This window comes from Rhodococcus sp. OS5 (genome assembly GCF_056837585.1).
The window spans coordinates 1,616,052-1,634,212 of the sequence record NZ_CM166368.1; the positions used below are offsets into that span (position 1 = coordinate 1,616,052).

Here is an 18,161-nt window from a genome sequence, read left to right on the forward strand (position 1 = left end):
TGATGCCTCGACCAGGTCGAGGGTCAAGCAGAGGTGCGTGCAGCCGCCTCGGCCTCGCTCTTCACACGCTTCAAGGTGGCATTCATGCCTTCAACGAGCTCGACCTCGAAGTCGGCGTTTCCGCCCAGGACGGTCTTGACGAGGAACTGCGAGACCTTCGACGTTCCGGTGGGAGCCTCGCGACGCTCGGTCACTTTGGTGCCGGTAGCGGTCGGCTCGAGTTCGTAGGACCAGATCGTGCGGTTCTCCGCGATGCGGAACGCCACCGACTTGTTGGGCTCGAAGCGAACGACCTTCGACGACGTCGGCCAGACCAGCAGGCCCTTGCGGTTGACGTTGATCGTCTTGGCGCCCTCACGCACGGTCCCGCCGATTACCTTCATCACCTTGCACTGGGGGCTCCATTCGCCCATGCGCTGCAGGTCGGCGACGATTGCCCACACGTCCTGCGGTGATGCGTCGATGTCGATGCTTGCTTCGAGGGTGTTGGACACAGTCTCTCCAGTCGAGTTGATGCTACGTAAAGTTACAAACACTTTTGTCGATCGTAAGCGATCCGTCAATGGACCATGTGTGTCAGGTCACTGTACGGCCGTCCAACAGGGTCGTGCGGGAACACGCGCGGTGGTAGCGGACAATGGTTCGCGCACGTATGACGATCCATCCGACTGGAGTACCGAGAAGTGAACAGCGACGCCGCGACGCAGGATGGCCTCAAGCGAGGGCTGACAGCGCGCCATATCCGCTTCATCGCCCTCGGATCAGCCATCGGAACCGGACTGTTCTACGGCAGCGCCGAGGCCATCAAACGAGCCGGCCCGTCGGTGCTCCTGGCCTACCTGATCGGCGGTATCGCGGTCTACCTGGTGTTGCGAGCGCTCGGCGAGATGGCGGTCCGTAACCCGGTTTCCGGTTCGTTCAGCGAGTACGCGAACAAGCACCTCGGACCACTCGCCGGTTTCATGACCGGGTGGACGTACACGTTCGAGATGGTGATCGTGTGCCTCGCCGACGTCACCGCCTTCGGCCTGTACATGCAGTTCTGGTTCCCGGACGTACCGAGATGGATCTGGGTTCTGGCTGTCGTCTTCTTCATCGGCGCGATAAACCTGTTGAGCGTCAAGGTGTTCGGCGAACTGGAATTCTGGTTCACGCTCGTGAAGATCACCGCCATCATCGCGATGATCGCCGGCGGCATCGCGATCATCGTGTTCGGATTCGGCGTTCACGACACCGATGCCGGAATCAGCCACCTCTGGTCGGACGGCGGGTTCTTCGCGACGGGCTTCGGCGGATTCGTCGCGTGTTTCGCGATCGTCATGTTCGCGTTCGGTGGCACCGAGATCATCGGTATCACCGCGGGCGAAGCCGAGGATCCGGCGCAGACCATCAGGAAAGCCGTCAACACGGTCCCGGTGCGCATCATTCTCTTCTACATCTGCACCCTCGCCGTCATCATGGCGATCATTCCGTGGCAGACCATCAACTCCGACAACAGCCCGTTCGTCCAGATCTTCGAGAACCTCGGATTGGGAACGGCCGCATCGATCCTCAACATCGTCGTCATCACCGCAGCCCTGTCAGCCATCAACAGCGACGTTTTCGGTGCGGGTCGCATGATGTTCGGAATGTCGCATGCCGGCCAGGCCCCGCAGGTGATGAAGAGAGTCTCCGCCAACGGTGTTCCGTGGATGACCGTTGTCATCATGACCGTTGCCCTGTTGGTGGGAGTAGTGCTCAACTACCTGATCCCGGACCAGGTGTTCCTCGTCATCGCCTCGCTGGCGACCTTCGCCACCATTTTCGTCTGGATCATGATCCTGCTCTCGCAGTTCCGTTCCCGCGCTCAGATGAGTGCAGACGAAACAGCGGCACTGAAGTTTCCAGTGCCGCTGTGGCCGTACGGTCAGATCTTCGCGATCGTGTTCCTGGCTTTTGTCATCGTGTTGCTCGGCGTCATCGCCGATACCCGAGTTGCGCTGCTCGTCGGCGCCGGATGGCTGGTTCTGCTGACGGGCGCGTACTACAAGTGGGTGAAACCGGCTGTCAGCGCAGCGGATCGAAGTGACTCATGACGGTCGGCGTCTGAGCACCGGTCATCGAGTCGGCCACCATCTTTCCCGTCAACGGACCCAGAGCGATTCCCCACATCCCGTGGCCACCGGCGACGTGCACGCGCGGCGAGCGCGTGGCTCCGATCAACGGCAAGCCGTCGGTAGTGCACGGTCGTGATCCCACCCATTCCTCTTCCCTCGCAGTCCAGTCGATGCCGCTGAGCATCGGCTTGGCCGCATCGATGATCGCCTGCACGCGGCGCGGATCCAGCGGCGCGTCAGGGCTGCGGAATTCCATCATTCCGGCCACTCGGAAGCGATCGTGCAACGGAGTGCATGCGACGCGCTGGGTGGGGAAATACACAGGGTTCTTGGGGAGGTGCTCGGGCTTGACGCTGAAGCTGTATCCGCGTCCGGCCTGCACCAGTTTGCGCACACCGAACGGTGCTGCGAGCTTGTTCAAGCGGGCACCGCTCGAGATGACTACGGAGTCACCGTCGCGTGAATCACCGTGTGCACTGCGAACAGTGACTCCGCCGACCCGATCGTCGATCTGCGTGACGTCGAAACCGCTGACGATTTCTCCACCGCGTTCACGAACCGCGTCCGCCAACGAGTTCACGAACAACGGGGGATCGATGAAACGCTGATTGCGCAGGCGCAAACCGGCTTTCACACCCTGGCCGAGTGAAGGCTCGAGCGAATGAATCGCGTCGTAGTCGAGGAGGTCGAAGTCGACCTCGCCGCCCGCGGCCTCGACGTGATGGAACTCGTCCACCAAAGTCTGTCGGTCCTTCTCGGATGCAAACGCGGCGAGGAAAGGATCGGCCAGGCGGGTCAGCTCTTTGACGCCACCGTCGGCGAGTTCGTCATACGCGCCCAAGGCTGTTCGGTTGACCTCGGTGTAGACCGACATCGCTTCCTGCCACTTCGACGGCGTGCAGTGGCGCGCGAACCCGACCAGGAACCGAATCAGCTTCAGATCGGTGGTCAGTGGCACGTACACCGGGGACGACGGGCTGAGCATCGCGCGCAAGCCGTATTGGAGCACTGCGGGTTCGGGCAGCGGAAGCGTCAATGCGGGGGCAAGCCAACCGGCGTTGCCCCAGCTCGCGTCGGCTGCGACGCCGTCGCGATCGACGACGGTGACCTCGACTCCACGTTCCTGCAAGAACCAGGCCGTCGACAATCCGACAACGCCCGCACCGACCACGACCACACGATCGGGGCTCTGACGAGTTCCCATGACGCACTCCTTCTACAGACTCTGCTCGAACCGAGACGCCGGTCACATCCGGCTCTTCTCTCAAGCATGAATCGCGGGGGCGGCAAAAGGACTGGCCGTTCGGCCATCGTCGGAGCTACCTCGTTGTGGATTCGCACAACGCACCGCCGCGCCTGCTCAGCGAGCGAGTTTGAACTGCAGCATCAGAATCAAGCGGGTGTCGGCGTCGGTCAGGTCGACGCCGCACATCTCCTTGCCTCGACGCAGGCGGTTGCGGAGCGTGTTGGGGTGAACATGCAGTGCGGCAGAAGAATTCGCCACGTCACCGCCGTGCTCGAGAAAGGCCTTTGCCGTCGCGACCAGATCGCTGCCGTGCTGAGAGTCGTGACGTTCGAGGCTTCCGAGTGGTGTGGAGTCGCCGAGTCCGTCGATGATGTCGGCGACGTGCAGGGCGAGAACGGAGGCCAACGTGTCCCTCATTCCCGCGACGGTTCCGCCGGACCGGCCATGACGAAGCGCTCCGAGAACATGGTCGGTGTCCGAGCGCGAAAGATGTGATTCGCTTGCAGACTTCACTGTCCGACCGACGGCCACTGCCAGGAATTCGCGGCCACGGGCGCGGGTGAGGAAGTCGGCGGACAATCGGCGAGCGTTGGTCTCGTCGGTCGCGATGACAAGGTAGATGGTCTCGGACAGTTGAGCGGCAACGGCGTCGACGGCCAGAGTGTCGAGGTACAAGCTCAAGGACGCGACCAACCCCGCCGGCAGTGGTCCCGCAACGGTTCCGACGGCGACGACGGTGAGCGGGCCTGCCAACCGCAAGTCGTCTGCGGCGCGGAATGCGGGTTCGCCACCGCCGATCAGAGCTTGGACGCGCTGGGATTGGCGACGGCGTGTGCTGTCGACCCGGTCACGCTCCGAGGCGATTCTCTCGGCCACGACAGATACCGCGGATCGAAGTATCGATTCCTGTGTGGGCGTCGGTGTTCCGGCGAGTGCGACCCAGATCGAGCCGACGGGGTGATCGTTCTCGCGAACTGCGATGACCAGGCGCGGCGTGATCGCAGGGTCTTCGAGATCAACGTAGATTGGGTCGCTCTCTCGGTGGAGACGATCGAATACTCCTGCATCGGAGAGTAATTGGCGGAATCGGCTGGGTACCTGCCGGCCGAGGATCGTGCCGATGCGGGCTTCGTCCACGGCCTGCTCGCCGCCGGAGTACGCGAGGACAGTCGAGTTCTCGTCCTCGATCGTGACGGGAGCGCCGAGCAATTCGGCCAGAGAACCGGCAACGGAGAATAGGTCGTCGTCGCGCAGGTCCATGGGTGGGAGCCTACTGAGCGATCGACGGATTTCGGGTTCCGACGCCTCGGCAGGACCTCGATGGCGAATATAGGCTGGTGCAATGGCCGACATCGAAGGTGTTCTGTTCGATATCGACGGAGTCCTGCTCACGTCCTGGCAGCCGATCGAGGGAGCAGGGGAAGCCGTACGCGAAGTTCGGCGGCGGGGATTGGCCTGTGGGTTTCTGACCAACACCACTTCGCGCAGTTCGTCGCTCATCGCGCAGGGGTTGTGCGACGCCGGTATCGAGGTCGAGGCGAGCCAGATAGTTACTGCCGCCAGGCTCACAGGGGAGTACGTGCGGGCGACGTATCCGGACGCGCGGGCGTGGGTCCTCAATCACGGTGACGTGTCTGCCGATCTCGAGGGAATCGAATTCGACGACGCCGATCCTGAGGTCGTGATTCTCGGCGGTGCCGGCCCGGAGTTCACTCACGAGGCGCTGAGCCGAGTGCTCGAACTTCTGCTCGCCGGTGTGCCCGTCGTCGCGATGCACCGCGGGATGATGTGGGAGACCGTAGACGGCCTTCGGATCGACACCGGAACGTACTTGCCGGGCTTCGAGGAAGTGGCAGGTGTAAATATCGCCGCAGTGGGTAAACCGTCTCTCACGGGGTTCCTGACAGCCACGGAGCTGATGCATGTCGAACCTGAGGCGACGGTGATGGTCGGCGACGACCTGATCGGGGACGTCCTCTCCTCACAACGAGTCGGCTTGACCGGAGTTCTGGTGCGCACAGGCAAGTTTCGGCAAACAGTGCTCGATCTGTCGGTTCAGAAGCCTGATCATGTCATCGATTCGGTCGCGGATCTTCCGGCCCTTCTCGGGGTCGTCCTCGAGGCTTGACCAGGCGGGGGTGACGGACTTCACTCGAGCGGGTACTCTCGCGCCCGAATCCAATGAACTTGTTCCACGAAGGAGTTTTCTATGCCCTTGATCTCGTCAGTCTGGTTCCGTCGCTCATCCTCTCGAGTCAGCGGAATTTCCAGTAGTCGGTTGGGGGGCCGCCTGGCGAGAACAGGGGCTGTGATGACTGTAGGTATGGGGCTCGCCGCCGGGCTGGCGCTGACCGGTGCGGGAGCTGCTTCGGCAGCCCCCGTCACGTGTGTCTCGCCGCCGTCGGCCAATGACATCCAGGTCTCCGAGACCGCGAGCTGCGGCGCGCAGTCCGTCGGAGCCGGCCGTTCGCAGGCCGGTGCTGCCGAGAGCGGTACCGCTGTGAGCGTCGCCGCCGACAACGGCTACTCCAATTCATATGCAAACGGCTTCGGAACCGCGCTGGGGGCTTCTCGCGGTAACGGTCAGGCGCAGGCATTTGCGCTCGGCGGCGGTATCGCGCGGGCCGGGGCGGCTGACGGCAACGTCACCTTCGCCATCGCTGGTTACGGAGCGGGCGCTACGGCCGATGCCAACGGCGTCGACTGCGTCGGAGTGCTCTCGTTTGCGGTCAATTTGAGTAACGGACAGTTCTGCATCGCGGGCTGAGGCTCAACCTTGCACTCGGCACGCTCGAGTGCTAAAAATGCAGTTGGCACTCGCGAACCGTGAGTGCCAGGTCGAGGCAGTGAGACCGGGAACCATAGACACCCCCGGTCGTCCGTCGCGGGCACTGACTAGACCACAGGCGTAGATGGGTGACCAGGCAAATCGGTCGCCCGTGTAATGAGGTGACTGGTCAAACGGTCGCCTTGTGCCGATGAGGTGACCCGACGAGCGGTCACCTTGTGTGTCACCCCCTATCCGGAGGATCACTTCGCAATGGCAAAGATCATCGCGTTCGACGAAGAGGCACGTCGTGGCCTCGAGCGAGGCCTCAACGCCCTCGCCGACGCTGTCAAGGTGACGTTGGGCCCCAAGGGTCGCAACGTCGTTCTCGAAAAGAAGTGGGGCGCCCCCACGATCACCAACGATGGTGTTTCCATCGCCAAGGAGATCGAACTCGACGACCCGTACGAGAAGATCGGCGCCGAGCTCGTCAAGGAGGTCGCCAAGAAGACTGACGACGTCGCTGGCGACGGCACCACCACCGCTACCGTTCTCGCACAGGCTCTGGTCCGTGAAGGCCTGCGCAACGTCGCAGCCGGCGCGAACCCGCTCGGCCTCAAGCGCGGCATCGAGAAGGCTGTCGAGGCTGTCACAGCTCGCCTGCTCGAGACCGCCAAGGAGATCGACACCAAGGAGCAGATCGCTGCTACCGCCGGTATTTCCGCCGGCGACCCGTCCATCGGTGAGCTCATCGCCGAGGCTATGGACAAGGTCGGCAAGGAAGGCGTCATCACGGTCGAGGAGTCCAACACCTTCGGCCTGCAGCTCGAGCTCACCGAGGGCATGCGCTTCGACAAGGGCTACATCTCGGCGTACTTCGCCACCGATGCAGAGCGTCAGGAAGCCGTCCTCGAAGACGCGTACATCCTGCTCGTCAGCTCCAAGATCTCCACGGTCAAGGACCTGCTGCCCCTGCTGGAGAAGGTCATCCAGTCCGGCAAGCCGCTCCTGATCATCGCCGAGGACGTCGAGGGCGAAGCTCTCTCCACCCTCGTGGTCAACAAGATCCGTGGCACCTTCAAGTCTGTTGCCGTCAAGGCTCCCGGCTTCGGTGACCGTCGTAAGGCTCAGCTCGCCGACATCGCCATCCTCACCGGTGGCGAGGTCATCAGCGAAGAGGTCGGACTCTCCTTGGAGACCGCAGGCCTCGAGCTCCTCGGCCAGGCACGCAAGGTCGTCATCACCAAGGACGAGACCACCATCGTCGAGGGTGCCGGCGACGCCGACGCAATCGCCGGTCGTGTCAGCCAGATCCGCGCCGAGATCGAGAACAGCGACTCGGATTACGACCGTGAGAAGCTGCAGGAACGTCTGGCCAAGCTGGCCGGCGGCGTTGCAGTCATCAAGGCCGGCGCTGCTACCGAGGTCGAGCTCAAGGAGCGCAAGCACCGCATCGAAGATGCAGTGCGTAACGCAAAGGCAGCCGTCGAAGAGGGCATCGTCGCCGGCGGTGGCGTTGCACTTCTCCAGGCAGCTCCCGCACTGGACGACCTCAAGCTCGAAGGTGACGAGGCAACCGGCGCGAACATCGTTCGCGTTGCACTGTCCGCTCCGCTCAAGCAGATCGCATTCAACGCAGGCCTCGAGCCCGGCGTTGTTGCGGACAAGGTCTCCAACCTGCCCGCAGGTCACGGCCTCAACGCTGCGACCAACGAGTACGGCGACCTGCTCGCTGCAGGCATCAACGACCCGGTCAAGGTCACCCGCTCGGCACTGCAGAACGCAGCGTCCATCGCGGCTTTGTTCCTGACGACCGAAGCCGTTGTCGCTGACAAGCCCGAGAAGGCCGGAGCGCCTGCAGGCGATCCGACCGGCGGCATGGGCGGCATGGACTTCTGAGTCCATCTCCACCTAGCTCCTAGAGCCCGGCCCACCATTCGGTGGGCCGGGCTTTTGCTTGTGCGGAGGTATTTGCGGGCATTTTTGTCCACTACTGCGACGCGATCGCGGTTTCCCGTTGCGCGCTCGATGCTGTGTGCGTTTACGCCCGCGCTTACGCCCGGTTGTGTCGGCGTCTTCGGACCACTGTGATGATTTCGTCCGCCACAGCGTCGAGATGGGCCATCGCGGTGGCGGCGGAGTAACGCAACACCATCCATCCGTCGAGAACGAGTGCGTTCTGACGCCGTCGATCGTTGTTGAAAGTTGCGGGGTCGGTATGGAATTCGCGCCCGTCGATCTCCACGATCACCCGGGCTCGCGTGTCGACCAGATCGCCGAAGTAGGGTCCGACCCGAGCGTTGATCTCCAGGTGAACGTTGCGCGCAGTCAGTGCACGGGCGACTGCTCGCTCCGGTTCCGAACGAGTGAGCGGGCAACAGGTGCGGAGTTGTTCGCGTACGGCGGGGATCCCGTGCCTGCCGCGGCTCGCATCACACAGTTGGGCTATCGACTTCCACGGCACTCGGGTCGATACCGCCGCGTCGAAGAAGGCCTCGAGTGCGGGCCGTGGCAACGTGGTCGCGACGTCGATGAAGCACTGCTCGATCGGCACGATCGGTAAACCCATCCACTCATCCGACGAGACTCCTGTTCGTCGGTGAAGCCGTACCCACTGCGGACTGGCTGCTCGGACGCTGGGAGCCACGGTGGCCTCGACGAAGAGTGGTTCCTCCGGCAGGAGATCCCACAGCCAGGCTGCGCTGGTATGGCTGAGGACGGCCTCAGGCTTCCACAGTGTGACCGCGACGCAACGCTCGAAGTATCCAGGTTCTTCGGTGGAGTACACCGACGGCAGGATTCGATGGAGTCGCCCTGACCGCGTGGATCGGGAGATCGAACTGCGCGAAGTGCCCTGCTCGAGCAACTGGTTTCTTGTGACAACTTCCACGTATGCACTGTGGCGGCAAGAGCCTGACGACGCGGATTCAGAAGCCACTTTGTGGATGGCCGCGTGTGTGTGGACAACCTCATGGCGTAACAGGTGTATCGAGAAGGTGGGGAACGAGAAGCTTCATCTATCCGAATGTTGAAGGATGTTTGATATTTTCCGTCCCGATTGTTCGCCTCCGCTAACCTGTGAAGTGCGGATACGTCTAGTTCTTTTGGTGGATAATTCTGTCCTGAATACCCTCAAGTACTAAGCCTTTCGGACGACGTAAATTCCGATTGCTATTCCATTTTGCTCGATTTTCAGGCGTCTTGGACGCTAGACCTGCGAATATGGAACAGGTTTCAGATCCATCTGAAATTCTTGGGCAAAAAGCACCCAAACCGGATCCTATTGCACTACCTTGATGTCAGTCACAGCCGCGGAAAGTGGGCACCAGCCCCGGAGGATCTCGGCTTCATCGTTCGACTGGGATTCTTTAATTGCTGCTCGGACCGGTTCTTTGTGGGCTGCATCAAGCATTCCAATGTAAATGTTCCGTGAGTATTCGCGGCCAATCGAAAGCGTGGGATTCAATATGATCGTCATGTTCCTGCAGACAACGGCGGCATTGTTCACCGACCTGCTGGGTAACGTCTGGTCCGGTTCGCTCATGCCGGGAATCGACGGGGTCACCGGATCGTTGGTTTCGGCAATCGACCTCAGTTGACGGCACCTGCAAGTTCTTCTTCCAATGTTTTTGATGACAGGAGCGAATGATGGATCTGGGATCGATTGCGGACGTTCTCGAGGGCGAGGCCGGGGGGTTGATCAAAAACATTCTCGGGATGGCTTTGTTTACCCCGTTTATCGCCTCGGTTGACTTCGGCTGGTTCCCGAACGTCGACTGAGAAGTGAATTGCTTTAGCCAGTGAACGAAATCAATCTCAAGGAGTGTGAAATACGGTGGACACAGCTAGTTTGATAGGTGCGCTCGCAAGCGTTGACGTCGGATCCCTCGTGGATCCACTGTTCTACTTGGTCAAGGTCGTTGACGGAATCTTCGTGTCGATCACCGGAAGCCTCAACATGGGCGGTGCGCTCGGTGAGGCTGCGGCGGGCAGCGTCCAATCGGTCCTCGGCTCCGTAGCCGGCCTGTAAAAGGAGAAGGAGAAAAGATGTTCGATCTCTTCCTGGACTACCTGTCCAAGATCGTCGATTTCGGATCGGTCGATCTCGTGGGCACGTTTGTGAAGTATTTGAACGCGCTGTCGTCTTCCCCCACGCCATAGAAAGAACGGAATCGGTCATGCTGCAAACTTATTTAACCGGAATGATCACGTGGGTATCGAACATGCTTGGTCTCACTTCCACTGGAAGCAAGATCATCAAGGATCCTCCACAAAAGCCGTGATCACTCCAGCGACTGCATCATATTGTTCGGTTGTCCAGGACAGCATCGTAGCGGAGCAGTCAGGCGAACCTGCACAACCTGCACTTGCTTGAAACTTTGGTCCCCGTAGCCCTCTGGCTTCGGGGACCATCGGTTTTGCAATCACTGGCCTCATAGTCACAAGCTTTGCACTCAGGCGAATGTGCGGGCAACCAGCCGCGATACAAGGAGTTCAATGGGCGCGTCCAACACGTCAGGCGCAAGGATGGCGCAGCTGAACCCACGCGATGCCGAATTCATCTATCACGAGGGCGCTGGTCACCTGAACCATCTGATCGCTGTGTACTTCTTCGAGACATCGTTGCACCCAAGCGCGGAATTCACGGCAGAACAGGCAGTGGACTGGGTTACCGCACGCCTCGGATGTGATCGCATGTTCACTCAACGAGTCCAACGGACTCCGTTGGGACTGGACCATCCCTACTGGGTGACAGACCCTGACTTCGACGTCCGAAAGCACGTGTACGTCAACAAGATCAACGACACAGGATGGGCAGCGCTGCAAAAGCCGTTGAGCGCGTTGTTGACCACGAAGATGGACCTGCGCCGTCCGCCGTGGGAACTGCACTTCTTCGTAGGTTTGGAGGGACTTGAAGAATTGCCGGGCCGACTGACGGCGGTGGTGCTCAAGTCTCACCACAGTGCAGCTGACGGTATCGCCATCAGGACGTTGGGCGAGGCTATCTTTTCGGGCAAGGTGCAGCAGGCTGGGTCCGAACCGTCTGTGCCGTTTGTGCGAGCGAGGATATTCACCAAGTCGCTACTGGGGTTTCCCGGCCGAATATATCGCTTCGCAAGGCAGGTACCAGGCAACCGACGCGCTCAGAGAGATGCTGACGCTGCGAAGAAGGCAGGAGAATGGGTGGAGAGCCTCAACGAGAGGCCTGCAATTCGATTCAACGGCAAGGTGGGTGGAGCTGCCTCACTCGAACCGATGACAATGTCCGGGGAGCAGGTCCGTGAGATCAAGGATTCGGTGCCCGGTGCCACTGTCAACGACGTTCTACTCGCCGTTGTCGGAGGCGCTCTGACGCGCTACCTCACGGAAAAGGATGAAAGGCCAAGCGATTCCTTGATCGCGATGGTTCCTCGCTCGGTGCGTAAGGTCGAAGCGTGGGAGTCGGCGAATCAGTTGGTGGCTCTGCTGGTGGATATGCACACCCAGGTCGAGTCCCCATTGGAGAGGTTGGCGCTCATTTCGAGTTCGGCACGGTCGGAGAAGGCGCGCACGTCCCATCCCGCGGTCAGGCGTGCCGGGGCCGCAGTCGAGACCACGCCCGCGCCTTTGATGAGATTGATGGCGTATGCGCGCAAGCAGAACGATCACAGCCTCGATCGACCGCGTTACCAGCACACGATGGTGAGTAACATTCCACTCTCGGTCGAAGGGTTGACGCTTGCCGGCGCCCCGGGCGCGGCTGTGCTTGCAGTGCAAGCGCCCATCGACGGGGATGGGCTACGGCATTTCATGGTCGCCGCAGCAGGTGGGGGACTGACCCTCAACGTCATCGCGGATACCGCGACCATGCCCGATCTCCACCATTACATCGAACTACTGCGAGCAAGTTTCGATGACTTGGCAGCGGCAGCCTCAATGCAGACTGAGGATTCACCTGACCAAGAGGTTGCCTCCTGATCGATCGGAATCACAGGCACCTTTTCCGATTGCTGGATCCGGTGATACCCAACGATTCCGAGCAGAACCCAGAGGATCGGCATGTCAGCTCGCTACAATTCGGACATTCGTTCAGCGTCGGAATTGAGGGGCATGCATGATCTTTCGGAACTCGTTGCCAGCCGCGGTATCTCAGATGGGGCCGCGAGACGCGGAGTTCGTCTACAACGAGTCCGGCGGACATCTGAGCCACATGGTCTGCGCCTACTTCTTCGACACGACGGGCCATCCGCTCGCAGAGATGACGCACGACGACGCGGTTCGGTGGATCACCGAAAGATTCGGATACTGGCCACTGTTCACGAGTCGACTCCAGCGAGTTCCGCTGGATCTGGACTATCCCTATTGGGTCCCGGCCGATTTCGACGTCGGTGATCACGTGCACGTCCATCGTGCCCCGGTTGCCGGGTGGGCGCCGGTTCGTGAATTGCTCGGGCGCTCGCTCGGTGAGCCGATGGACTTGTCCCGGCCGCCCTGGGAGTTGCACGTCATGACCGGAGTGCACGGGATCGACGAGCTACCGGGCAATCTGACGCTGATCATGCTCAAGACCCACCACGGGGCCGGTGACGGTCTGGCGATCCGCGATCTGACCAACCTTCTGTTCTCCGGTCCGCCGAAGCCGGAGACGAAGCGTGCCGGTTCGGGGCTTTCGTCGCTGAATTTGATCGGGCGCACGGTCGTGGGTTTGCCCGGCCAGGCGATCCGTTTCGGCCGGGGTCTGTCCGTGACAAAGGTTGCGGGCGAGACGGTTCGGGAGGCGGAAGAGGCCGGAGAGCTGCCTACGTACTCGGCCGACCGCCTGCCGACCCGATTCAACGGCATGCTGGGCGGAGACATCACGATCGATTTCCTGACGCTGGACGGCGCAGACATCAAAGCGATCCGAGCGGCCGTTCCGGACGTGACGGTCAACGACATCTTCCTGACCGTCGTCGCCGGCGCTCTCGACGCATACCTGTCGGAGAAGGGCGAGAAATCAGGCAGTGGGTTGGCGGCGATGGTTCCCCGATCGATGCGGCAGATCGCCGAATGGGAATCGGCCAACCAACTGGCGCTGTTGACGGTCGATCTGCACACGGACGTCGAAGATCCGGTCGAGCGGCTGACACGAATCAGGGATTCGGCGCTGATGGCAAAGGGGCGGAGTTTGCACCCAGCCGTCCGTCGATACGGCACACGCATCGAAACGTCGCCCGCGGCTCTGCTCAGACTCACCGGTCTCTCGCGTCGGATCAACAAGCTTGACCCTTCGCACAAGGTCATTCAGAACACGACGATCAGCAATGTCCCGGTATCGGTCGACGGCAATGTCTTCGAAGGTGCGCCGGCGGTGGCAGTTCTCGGCGGGCAGGCGCCGGTCGACGGAGACATTCTGCGCCACTTCCTCATTGCTGCGCGTGGAGGTTCTCTGACGCTCAATGTCATCGTCTCGCGAGAGACGATGCCAGATATCGAGCACTACATCGAATTATTGCGGGTGGGGTTCACGGCGCTTCTGCAGGCAGTTTCCGACCAAAATCGTGAGTTGGTCGAACGATAATCTCTCGACACCTCAGCTTTACGCCGCCTGTCGTTCCCTGAGTTTTCTGATCGGCGTCATTTGCTCGTCCCAAGTGAACCACTGAACATCTTGGTTGGGCAGCGTCAGTGGCCTGGCCGTCAAGGGTCTCGAGGCCCTCGCTGCGCTCAGCGGTGGAGAGTTGAAGGCCGTCAAGTAGATTGTCGATTTCGGGGCCTGCTCGTGTTGGCGCGTAGGCCCCGAAATACCTTTTGTCGGCGCGTAATTCTCGCCATGCCAAGTGCCGGAATTCTCAACCTAACGGCATGAGCATCCAGGCGGCGAGATATACCAAAGCCGCGGTTCCACCCGTGCAAATAGCGGCGATAACCGCGAGTAGACGGACAAGATTGACGTCGGCGCCGAAGTAATCTGCAATTCCGCCGCACACTCCGGCGAACATTTTCTTGTCGTTGGAACGGGTGAAGGGGCGAGGTGTGTTGCTTTCGAATGTCATGCTTCAATTCTGAAGCGAGATGGCGCCGCGCACCATCGGGGACGACCCCCATTTGCACCCTGATCTTTTGAGTCCGCCGTGTCATACCCCGGTAGTTCATCCCAGCTTCACCGAACGGTTGCTGCGGGAGACTAACTTGTCGGCGGTGACCGATTTAGCAGAACGCCGACCGTTCCTCAGCGCCTTCGCGGATCTTTCGACCGCCGTCGATCTGGCCGACACCGCCGCCTTCACCGTCGACGACAATGACGACGACGATCCGGTGCTGCTGACGTCGCCGGACGGTTTCGAGGTCGACACTTGGCGGGAGGGCTACCCGTACGAGGCACGGATGCCTCGGGACGAGTACGAAATGTCCAAGCGTCTGCTGCAGATCGAACTCCTCAAGCTGCAGAACTGGTCGAAGGAAACCGGCGCACGGCACGCCATCGTGTTCGAAGGACGCGACGCTGCCGGCAAGGGCGGAACGATCAAACGATTCATGGAGCACCTCAATCCTCGCGGCGCTCGCGTCGTGGCGCTGGAGAAGCCGTCGGCCCGCGAGTCGACGCAGTGGTACTTCCAGCGCTACGTGCAGCACCTTCCGGCTGCCGGGGAACTGGTGATGTTCGATCGGTCTTGGTACAACCGGGCCGGGGTCGAGCGGGTCATGGGCTTCTGCACCGACGAGGCGCACGAGCGTTTTCTGCGCCAGGTGCCGTTGTTCGAGCAGATGCTCGTCGACGACGGCATCAGCTTGATCAAGTTCTGGTTCTCGGTTTCCCCGCTGGAGCAGCGCACGCGGTTCGCGATCAGACAGGTCGATCCCGTGCGGCAGTGGAAGCTTTCGCCGATGGACATCGCTTCTCTGGACAAGTGGGATGCGTACACGGCGGCGAAGGAAGAGATGATCCGGTTCACCGATACCGACACCGCTCCGTGGACCGTCATCAAGAGCAATGACAAGAAACGCGCACGGATAAACGCGATGCGTCACGTGCTCAGTCAGTTCGATTACGACAACAAGGATTACGAGATCGTGGGTACTCCGGATCCGCTGATCGTGGGAAGCCTCGAATAGTCGGCGCGTGGGCTCTGCCCATCCGCGGCGTGGGTGGTTAGTGTGAGTTGAATGGAGACCGTACCGATCCAACTCCCCGACGGCACCGTGACCCCGATCCGTCTGTTTCCCGGACCGAACGACGACGCACCCGTGGTGGTGATGTTGCCCGGGCTCGGAGTTCCCGCCGGGTTCTACGATCCGGTGGCGCAGGCCCTGGTCGAAGCCGGCTTCAATGCGGCCATCGGTGAACTGCGTGGCCAAGGTGACAGCAAACCGCGCCCGAGCGCGTCGAGTGTTTTCGGATATCAGGAACTGGTCTCGATCGATTGTCCGGCGACGTTCGAGGTGGTGCGTGAGCGGTTTCCGGCCAGCACACCATTTCTGATGGGGCACAGCATGGGCGGCCAGATCGGGGTCATGTACGCGTCGAGGATTCGGGGCCGGCTCGGCGGACTGATCCTGGTTGCCTCCGGATCGCCGTATCACCGCGGATTCCCCGGAATCCGTGCGCCCGGACTCTATCTGGGTTCGTCCGCGATGTCGGTGACAGCCAACATCGCCGGCTTCTGGCCTGGAGACCGGGTCAACGTCGGCGGCTTCGGTCGACAGTCGAAAGTACTGATCACCGATTGGGCCCGGTTCGCCAGGACCGGTCGCATGGAACCCGTCGGTGCGGATATCGACTACGAGGAGCGGATCGCTCGCCTGACCTTGCCGGTTCTGTCGATCACGATCGAAGGGGACGATCTCGCTCCACGCCGGTCGGCAAAGAACCTGGTGGACAAGCTCTCCGGGGCCCAAGTGACGATGACGCACATCGACGAACCACTCGGTCACAACGGTTGGATACGCAATCCCACCGCTGTGAGCGAGCGCGTCGTCGCGTGGTTGCGCGACCGCTGAAAGATCAGGCGAGTTTCTGCCAGAGGAACTCGTAGGTCAGCGCAGTCTTGAAGGCCAGCTGAGCATTGTCCGCGGCGCCGCCGTGGCCACCCTCGATGTTCTCGAAATACAGCACCGGCTTGCCCAGCTCTTCCAGCCGTGCGGCCATCTTGCGGGCATGCGCGGGGTGGACGCGGTCGTCGCGGGTGGACGTCGCGATCAGGATCGGTGGGTACGACGCGGCGGCGTCGATGTTCTGATACGGCGAGTACTCCGAGATGAATGCCCACTCCTCCGGGACATCGGGGTCACCGTATTCGGCCATCCACGAAGCGCCGGCCAGCAGGAGATGGAATCGGCGCATGTCCAGCAGCGGGACCTGACAGACGATGGCGCCGAAGAGCTCGGGGTACTTGGTCAGCATGATGCCCATCAGCAGGCCGCCGTTGCTACCGCCCTGAGCTGCCAGAAGATCCGGGGTCGTGATTCCGCGATCGACGAGGTCTCTCGCGACGGCAGCGAAGTCTTCGTGCACCTTGTGGCGCCCGGCCTTGAGAACCTGTGTGTGCCAACCGGGTCCGTACTCGCCGCCACCACGAATGTTCGCAACCACATAGGTTCCGCCCTGCGTCAGCCAGGCACGGCCCAGAGAACCGCTGTACGACGGTGTCAGCGAGATCTCGAATCCGCCGTACCCGTAGAGCAGGGTAGGGCCGGGCTCGCTACGCGGACTGCGCACCACGAAGTACGGAACTTGGGTGCCGTCGGCAGAGGTGGCGAAGAACTGCTCCGTGGTGATGCCCTCGGCGTCGAAGAACGCGGGAGCCTGCTTGAGGGCAGTGGGTTCGGTTTCGCCGATCACGCCGTGCAAAAGAGTTGCAGGGGAGGTGTATCCACTCGAATTGACGAAGTACTCGTTGCTGACATCAGGGTCGGTGTCGAGAATTTCGATACTGGTCAGTTCTGGAAGCCCTTCGAAAGGTCGATCCTCCCAGCCGTTTTCGCCCGGCGTCAGGATTCGCAGCGTCGTGCGCACGTCGGTCAGGACCACCAGAATCAGATGATCGCGTGTCCAGGTGTAGTGCTCGAGCGAGGAATGTGCGTCGGGTTCGAAGATCGATGTCAGTGCTCGTGAGCCGGCAAGGAAATCGTCGTAACGGATGGCAAGCAGTGCGCCGGTCGGATATTCGGTGTCCTCGACGGCCCACACGGACTTGGTGCGGATCAACAACCACTCGTGGTGAATCGAGATCCCGGCGTCCTCGGGGACGTCCACGAGCACCAGTTCACCGTCGGGGCGAACTTCGAAATGCTGAGAGTTGTAGAAATCGACCGAGCGAGTGACGAAGTCCCGTTCGAACCCGGGCGTCGGATCGTGCGAAGCCGAGATGGCCACGTCCGTGGCCTGGCCCTCGTAGACGGTCTCGGCGCTGGAGAGGGGAGTGCCGCGCTTCCACCGCTGGGCCAGACGGGGATATCCGGAATCGGTGAGCGACCCTGGTCCGATATCCGTTCCGACGTAGACGGTATCGATGTCGATCCAGTCGATGTCGGTCTTGGCCTCGGGAAGGTAGAAGCCGGGATTCTCGCCCTCGGGAGCGAGGAACTCGCGCTTGTCGATGTCGAACTCGCGAACGACCGCCGCGTCTGCCCCGCCGCGGGAGAGGCTGATCAATGCACGGTTGCGGTGTGGCCGTAGAAGTTGCGTGCCCTTCCAGACCCAGTTCTCGCCCTCGGCCTCGGCCAGGGCGTCGAGGTCGACCAGGACGTCCCATTCCGGGTCGTCGGTGACGTACTGATCGAACGTCGTGCGTCGCCACAATCCGCGAACGTGGGTGCTGTCGCGCCAGAAGTTGTAGAGGAACTCACCTCGACGGCGGACGTAGGGGATTCGCGCGTCGGTATCGAGGATCTCGCGCACGTCGCGCTGTAGTCGATCGAAGCGCTCGTTGTCGGTGAGCTGCTCCTCGGTCACGGCATTGTGCTGACGGACCCAATCGAGTGCAGACTCACCGGTCACGTCTTCGAGCCAGAGGTAGGGGTCGTCGCCGGTGGTGGGCTGCTGATCGGAAGTCATACGTCCATTCTTACTGCTCGCTCCCGACAGCACTCG

Annotated in this window: 17 protein-coding genes; 11 read left to right on the forward strand and 6 right to left on the reverse strand. The window is 61.5% G+C overall.

Translation table 11 applies throughout. The annotated features are described in order from the left end of the window. Positions 1-23: 23 nt before the first annotated feature. Entirely contained in the window at positions 24-494 is a 471-nt protein-coding gene (locus ACVZUB_RS07585) for an SRPBCC family protein (protein ID WP_003941500.1), read from the reverse strand. Between the two features lie 189 nt (positions 495-683). On the opposite strand from ACVZUB_RS07585, the gene ACVZUB_RS07590 reads away from it, so the two are divergent. Beyond that, the gene (locus tag ACVZUB_RS07590; protein ID WP_021333985.1) at positions 684-2,075 is read left to right on the forward strand and encodes an amino acid permease; all 1,392 of its coding nucleotides are present in this window, start codon (positions 684-686) and stop codon (positions 2,073-2,075) included. On the opposite strand, the gene ACVZUB_RS07595 is transcribed toward ACVZUB_RS07590, so the two are convergent. Together ACVZUB_RS07595 and ACVZUB_RS07600 are read right to left on the reverse strand one after the other, a co-directional pair. Then, positions 2,047-3,300, reverse strand: a complete 1,254-nt coding sequence (locus tag ACVZUB_RS07595; protein ID WP_042926583.1) for an NAD(P)/FAD-dependent oxidoreductase — start codon at positions 3,298-3,300, stop codon at positions 2,047-2,049. The genes ACVZUB_RS07590 and ACVZUB_RS07595 overlap by 29 nt on opposite strands. A gap of 156 nt (positions 3,301-3,456) precedes the next feature. Next, positions 3,457-4,602 carry a PucR family transcriptional regulator gene (locus ACVZUB_RS07600; protein WP_003941492.1) on the reverse strand — a complete coding sequence of 382 codons (1,146 nt, stop codon included), beginning with the start codon at positions 4,600-4,602 and terminating at the stop codon, positions 3,457-3,459. 82 nt (positions 4,603-4,684) lie between these two features. On the opposite strand from ACVZUB_RS07600, the gene ACVZUB_RS07605 reads away from it, so the two are divergent. The 3 genes from ACVZUB_RS07605 (at position 4,685) to groL (ending at position 8,008) form a co-directional block, all read left to right on the forward strand. Then, entirely contained in the window at positions 4,685-5,470 is a 786-nt protein-coding gene (locus tag ACVZUB_RS07605) for an HAD-IIA family hydrolase (protein ID WP_020906711.1), read from the forward strand. A gap of 81 nt (positions 5,471-5,551) precedes the next feature. Then, the gene (locus tag ACVZUB_RS07610; protein ID WP_019744475.1) at positions 5,552-6,109 is read left to right on the forward strand and encodes a DUF6764 family protein; all 558 of its coding nucleotides are present in this window, start codon (positions 5,552-5,554) and stop codon (positions 6,107-6,109) included. Positions 6,110-6,382: 273 nt separating this feature from the next. Then, a complete protein-coding gene (gene groL, locus ACVZUB_RS07615) occupies positions 6,383-8,008 on the forward strand; it encodes a chaperonin GroEL (protein ID WP_003941476.1) in 1,626 nt (541 codons plus the stop codon). 154 nt (positions 8,009-8,162) lie between these two features. Here the strand turns inward: groL and ACVZUB_RS07620 are convergent, their stop codons facing one another. Further along, positions 8,163-8,999 carry a DUF559 domain-containing protein gene (locus ACVZUB_RS07620; RefSeq protein WP_054781533.1) on the reverse strand — a complete coding sequence of 279 codons (837 nt, stop codon included), beginning with the start codon at positions 8,997-8,999 and terminating at the stop codon, positions 8,163-8,165. 565 nt (positions 9,000-9,564) lie between these two features. On the opposite strand from ACVZUB_RS07620, the gene ACVZUB_RS07625 reads away from it, so the two are divergent. From ACVZUB_RS07625 to ACVZUB_RS07645, 5 genes are all read left to right on the forward strand, one after another. After that, a complete protein-coding gene (locus ACVZUB_RS07625; RefSeq protein ID WP_153212751.1) occupies positions 9,565-9,708 on the forward strand; it encodes a hypothetical protein in 144 nt (47 codons plus the stop codon). Positions 9,709-9,754: 46 nt separating this feature from the next. Then, positions 9,755-9,889, forward strand: coding sequence for a hypothetical protein (locus tag ACVZUB_RS07630; RefSeq protein ID WP_257232983.1), 135 nt, complete (start codon positions 9,755-9,757; stop codon positions 9,887-9,889). 55 nt (positions 9,890-9,944) lie between these two features. After that, positions 9,945-10,139 carry a hypothetical protein gene (locus tag ACVZUB_RS07635; protein ID WP_031331808.1) on the forward strand — a complete coding sequence of 65 codons (195 nt, stop codon included), beginning with the start codon at positions 9,945-9,947 and terminating at the stop codon, positions 10,137-10,139. 467 nt (positions 10,140-10,606) lie between these two features. Continuing rightward, positions 10,607-12,067, forward strand: a complete 1,461-nt coding sequence (locus tag ACVZUB_RS07640) for a wax ester/triacylglycerol synthase domain-containing protein (RefSeq protein ID WP_311094539.1) — start codon at positions 10,607-10,609, stop codon at positions 12,065-12,067. 136 nt (positions 12,068-12,203) lie between these two features. After that, complete coding sequence (locus ACVZUB_RS07645; RefSeq protein ID WP_482628273.1) at positions 12,204-13,649, forward strand: wax ester/triacylglycerol synthase domain-containing protein; 1,446 nt, start codon at positions 12,204-12,206, stop codon at positions 13,647-13,649. Between the two features lie 271 nt (positions 13,650-13,920). On the opposite strand, the gene ACVZUB_RS07650 is transcribed toward ACVZUB_RS07645, so the two are convergent. After that, positions 13,921-14,124, reverse strand: coding sequence for a PspC domain-containing protein (locus tag ACVZUB_RS07650; protein ID WP_003941534.1), 204 nt, complete (start codon positions 14,122-14,124; stop codon positions 13,921-13,923). 145 nt (positions 14,125-14,269) lie between these two features. Here ACVZUB_RS07650 and ppk2 point away from each other — a divergent pair, with 145 nt between their 5' ends. Both ppk2 and ACVZUB_RS07660 read left to right on the forward strand, forming a co-directional pair. Then, entirely contained in the window at positions 14,270-15,184 is a 915-nt protein-coding gene (ppk2, locus tag ACVZUB_RS07655) for a polyphosphate kinase 2 (RefSeq protein ID WP_482628274.1), read from the forward strand. 51 nt (positions 15,185-15,235) lie between these two features. After that, positions 15,236-16,069: an alpha/beta hydrolase family protein gene (locus ACVZUB_RS07660; protein ID WP_020906717.1), complete on the forward strand. Its 834-nt coding sequence runs from the start codon at positions 15,236-15,238 to the stop codon at positions 16,067-16,069. A 4-nt stretch (positions 16,070-16,073) separates the two neighbouring features. Here ACVZUB_RS07660 and ACVZUB_RS07665 read toward each other — a convergent pair whose 3' ends face one another. Further along, on the reverse strand, positions 16,074-18,125 hold the full coding sequence (locus ACVZUB_RS07665) for a prolyl oligopeptidase family serine peptidase (protein WP_482628275.1): 2,052 nt from the start codon (positions 18,123-18,125) through the stop codon (positions 16,074-16,076). Positions 18,126-18,161: the final 36 nt, after the last annotated feature.

Bases quoted from the DNA above. Each gene is read 5' to 3' on its own strand.
- ACVZUB_RS07595 (WP_042926583.1), bottom strand. From the start codon at position 3,300: ATGGGAACTCGTCAGAGCCCCGATCGTGTGGTCGTGGTCGGTGCGGGC.
- ACVZUB_RS07610 (WP_019744475.1), top strand. From the start codon at position 5,552: ATGCCCTTGATCTCGTCAGTCTGGTTCCGTCGCTCATCCTCTCGAGTC.
- ACVZUB_RS07630 (WP_257232983.1), top strand. From the start codon at position 9,755: ATGATGGATCTGGGATCGATTGCGGACGTTCTCGAGGGCGAGGCCGGG.
- ACVZUB_RS07600 (WP_003941492.1), bottom strand. From the start codon at position 4,602: ATGGACCTGCGCGACGACGACCTATTCTCCGTTGCCGGTTCTCTGGCC.
- ACVZUB_RS07650 (WP_003941534.1), bottom strand. From the start codon at position 14,124: ATGACATTCGAAAGCAACACACCTCGCCCCTTCACCCGTTCCAACGAC.
- ACVZUB_RS07665 (WP_482628275.1), bottom strand. From the start codon at position 18,125: ATGACTTCCGATCAGCAGCCCACCACCGGCGACGACCCCTACCTCTGG.
- ACVZUB_RS07605 (WP_020906711.1), top strand. From the start codon at position 4,685: ATGGCCGACATCGAAGGTGTTCTGTTCGATATCGACGGAGTCCTGCTC.
- ACVZUB_RS07640 (WP_311094539.1), top strand. From the start codon at position 10,607: ATGGGCGCGTCCAACACGTCAGGCGCAAGGATGGCGCAGCTGAACCCA.
- ACVZUB_RS07645 (WP_482628273.1), top strand. From the start codon at position 12,204: ATGATCTTTCGGAACTCGTTGCCAGCCGCGGTATCTCAGATGGGGCCG.
- ACVZUB_RS07660 (WP_020906717.1), top strand. From the start codon at position 15,236: ATGGAGACCGTACCGATCCAACTCCCCGACGGCACCGTGACCCCGATC.
- groL (WP_003941476.1), top strand. From the start codon at position 6,383: ATGGCAAAGATCATCGCGTTCGACGAAGAGGCACGTCGTGGCCTCGAG.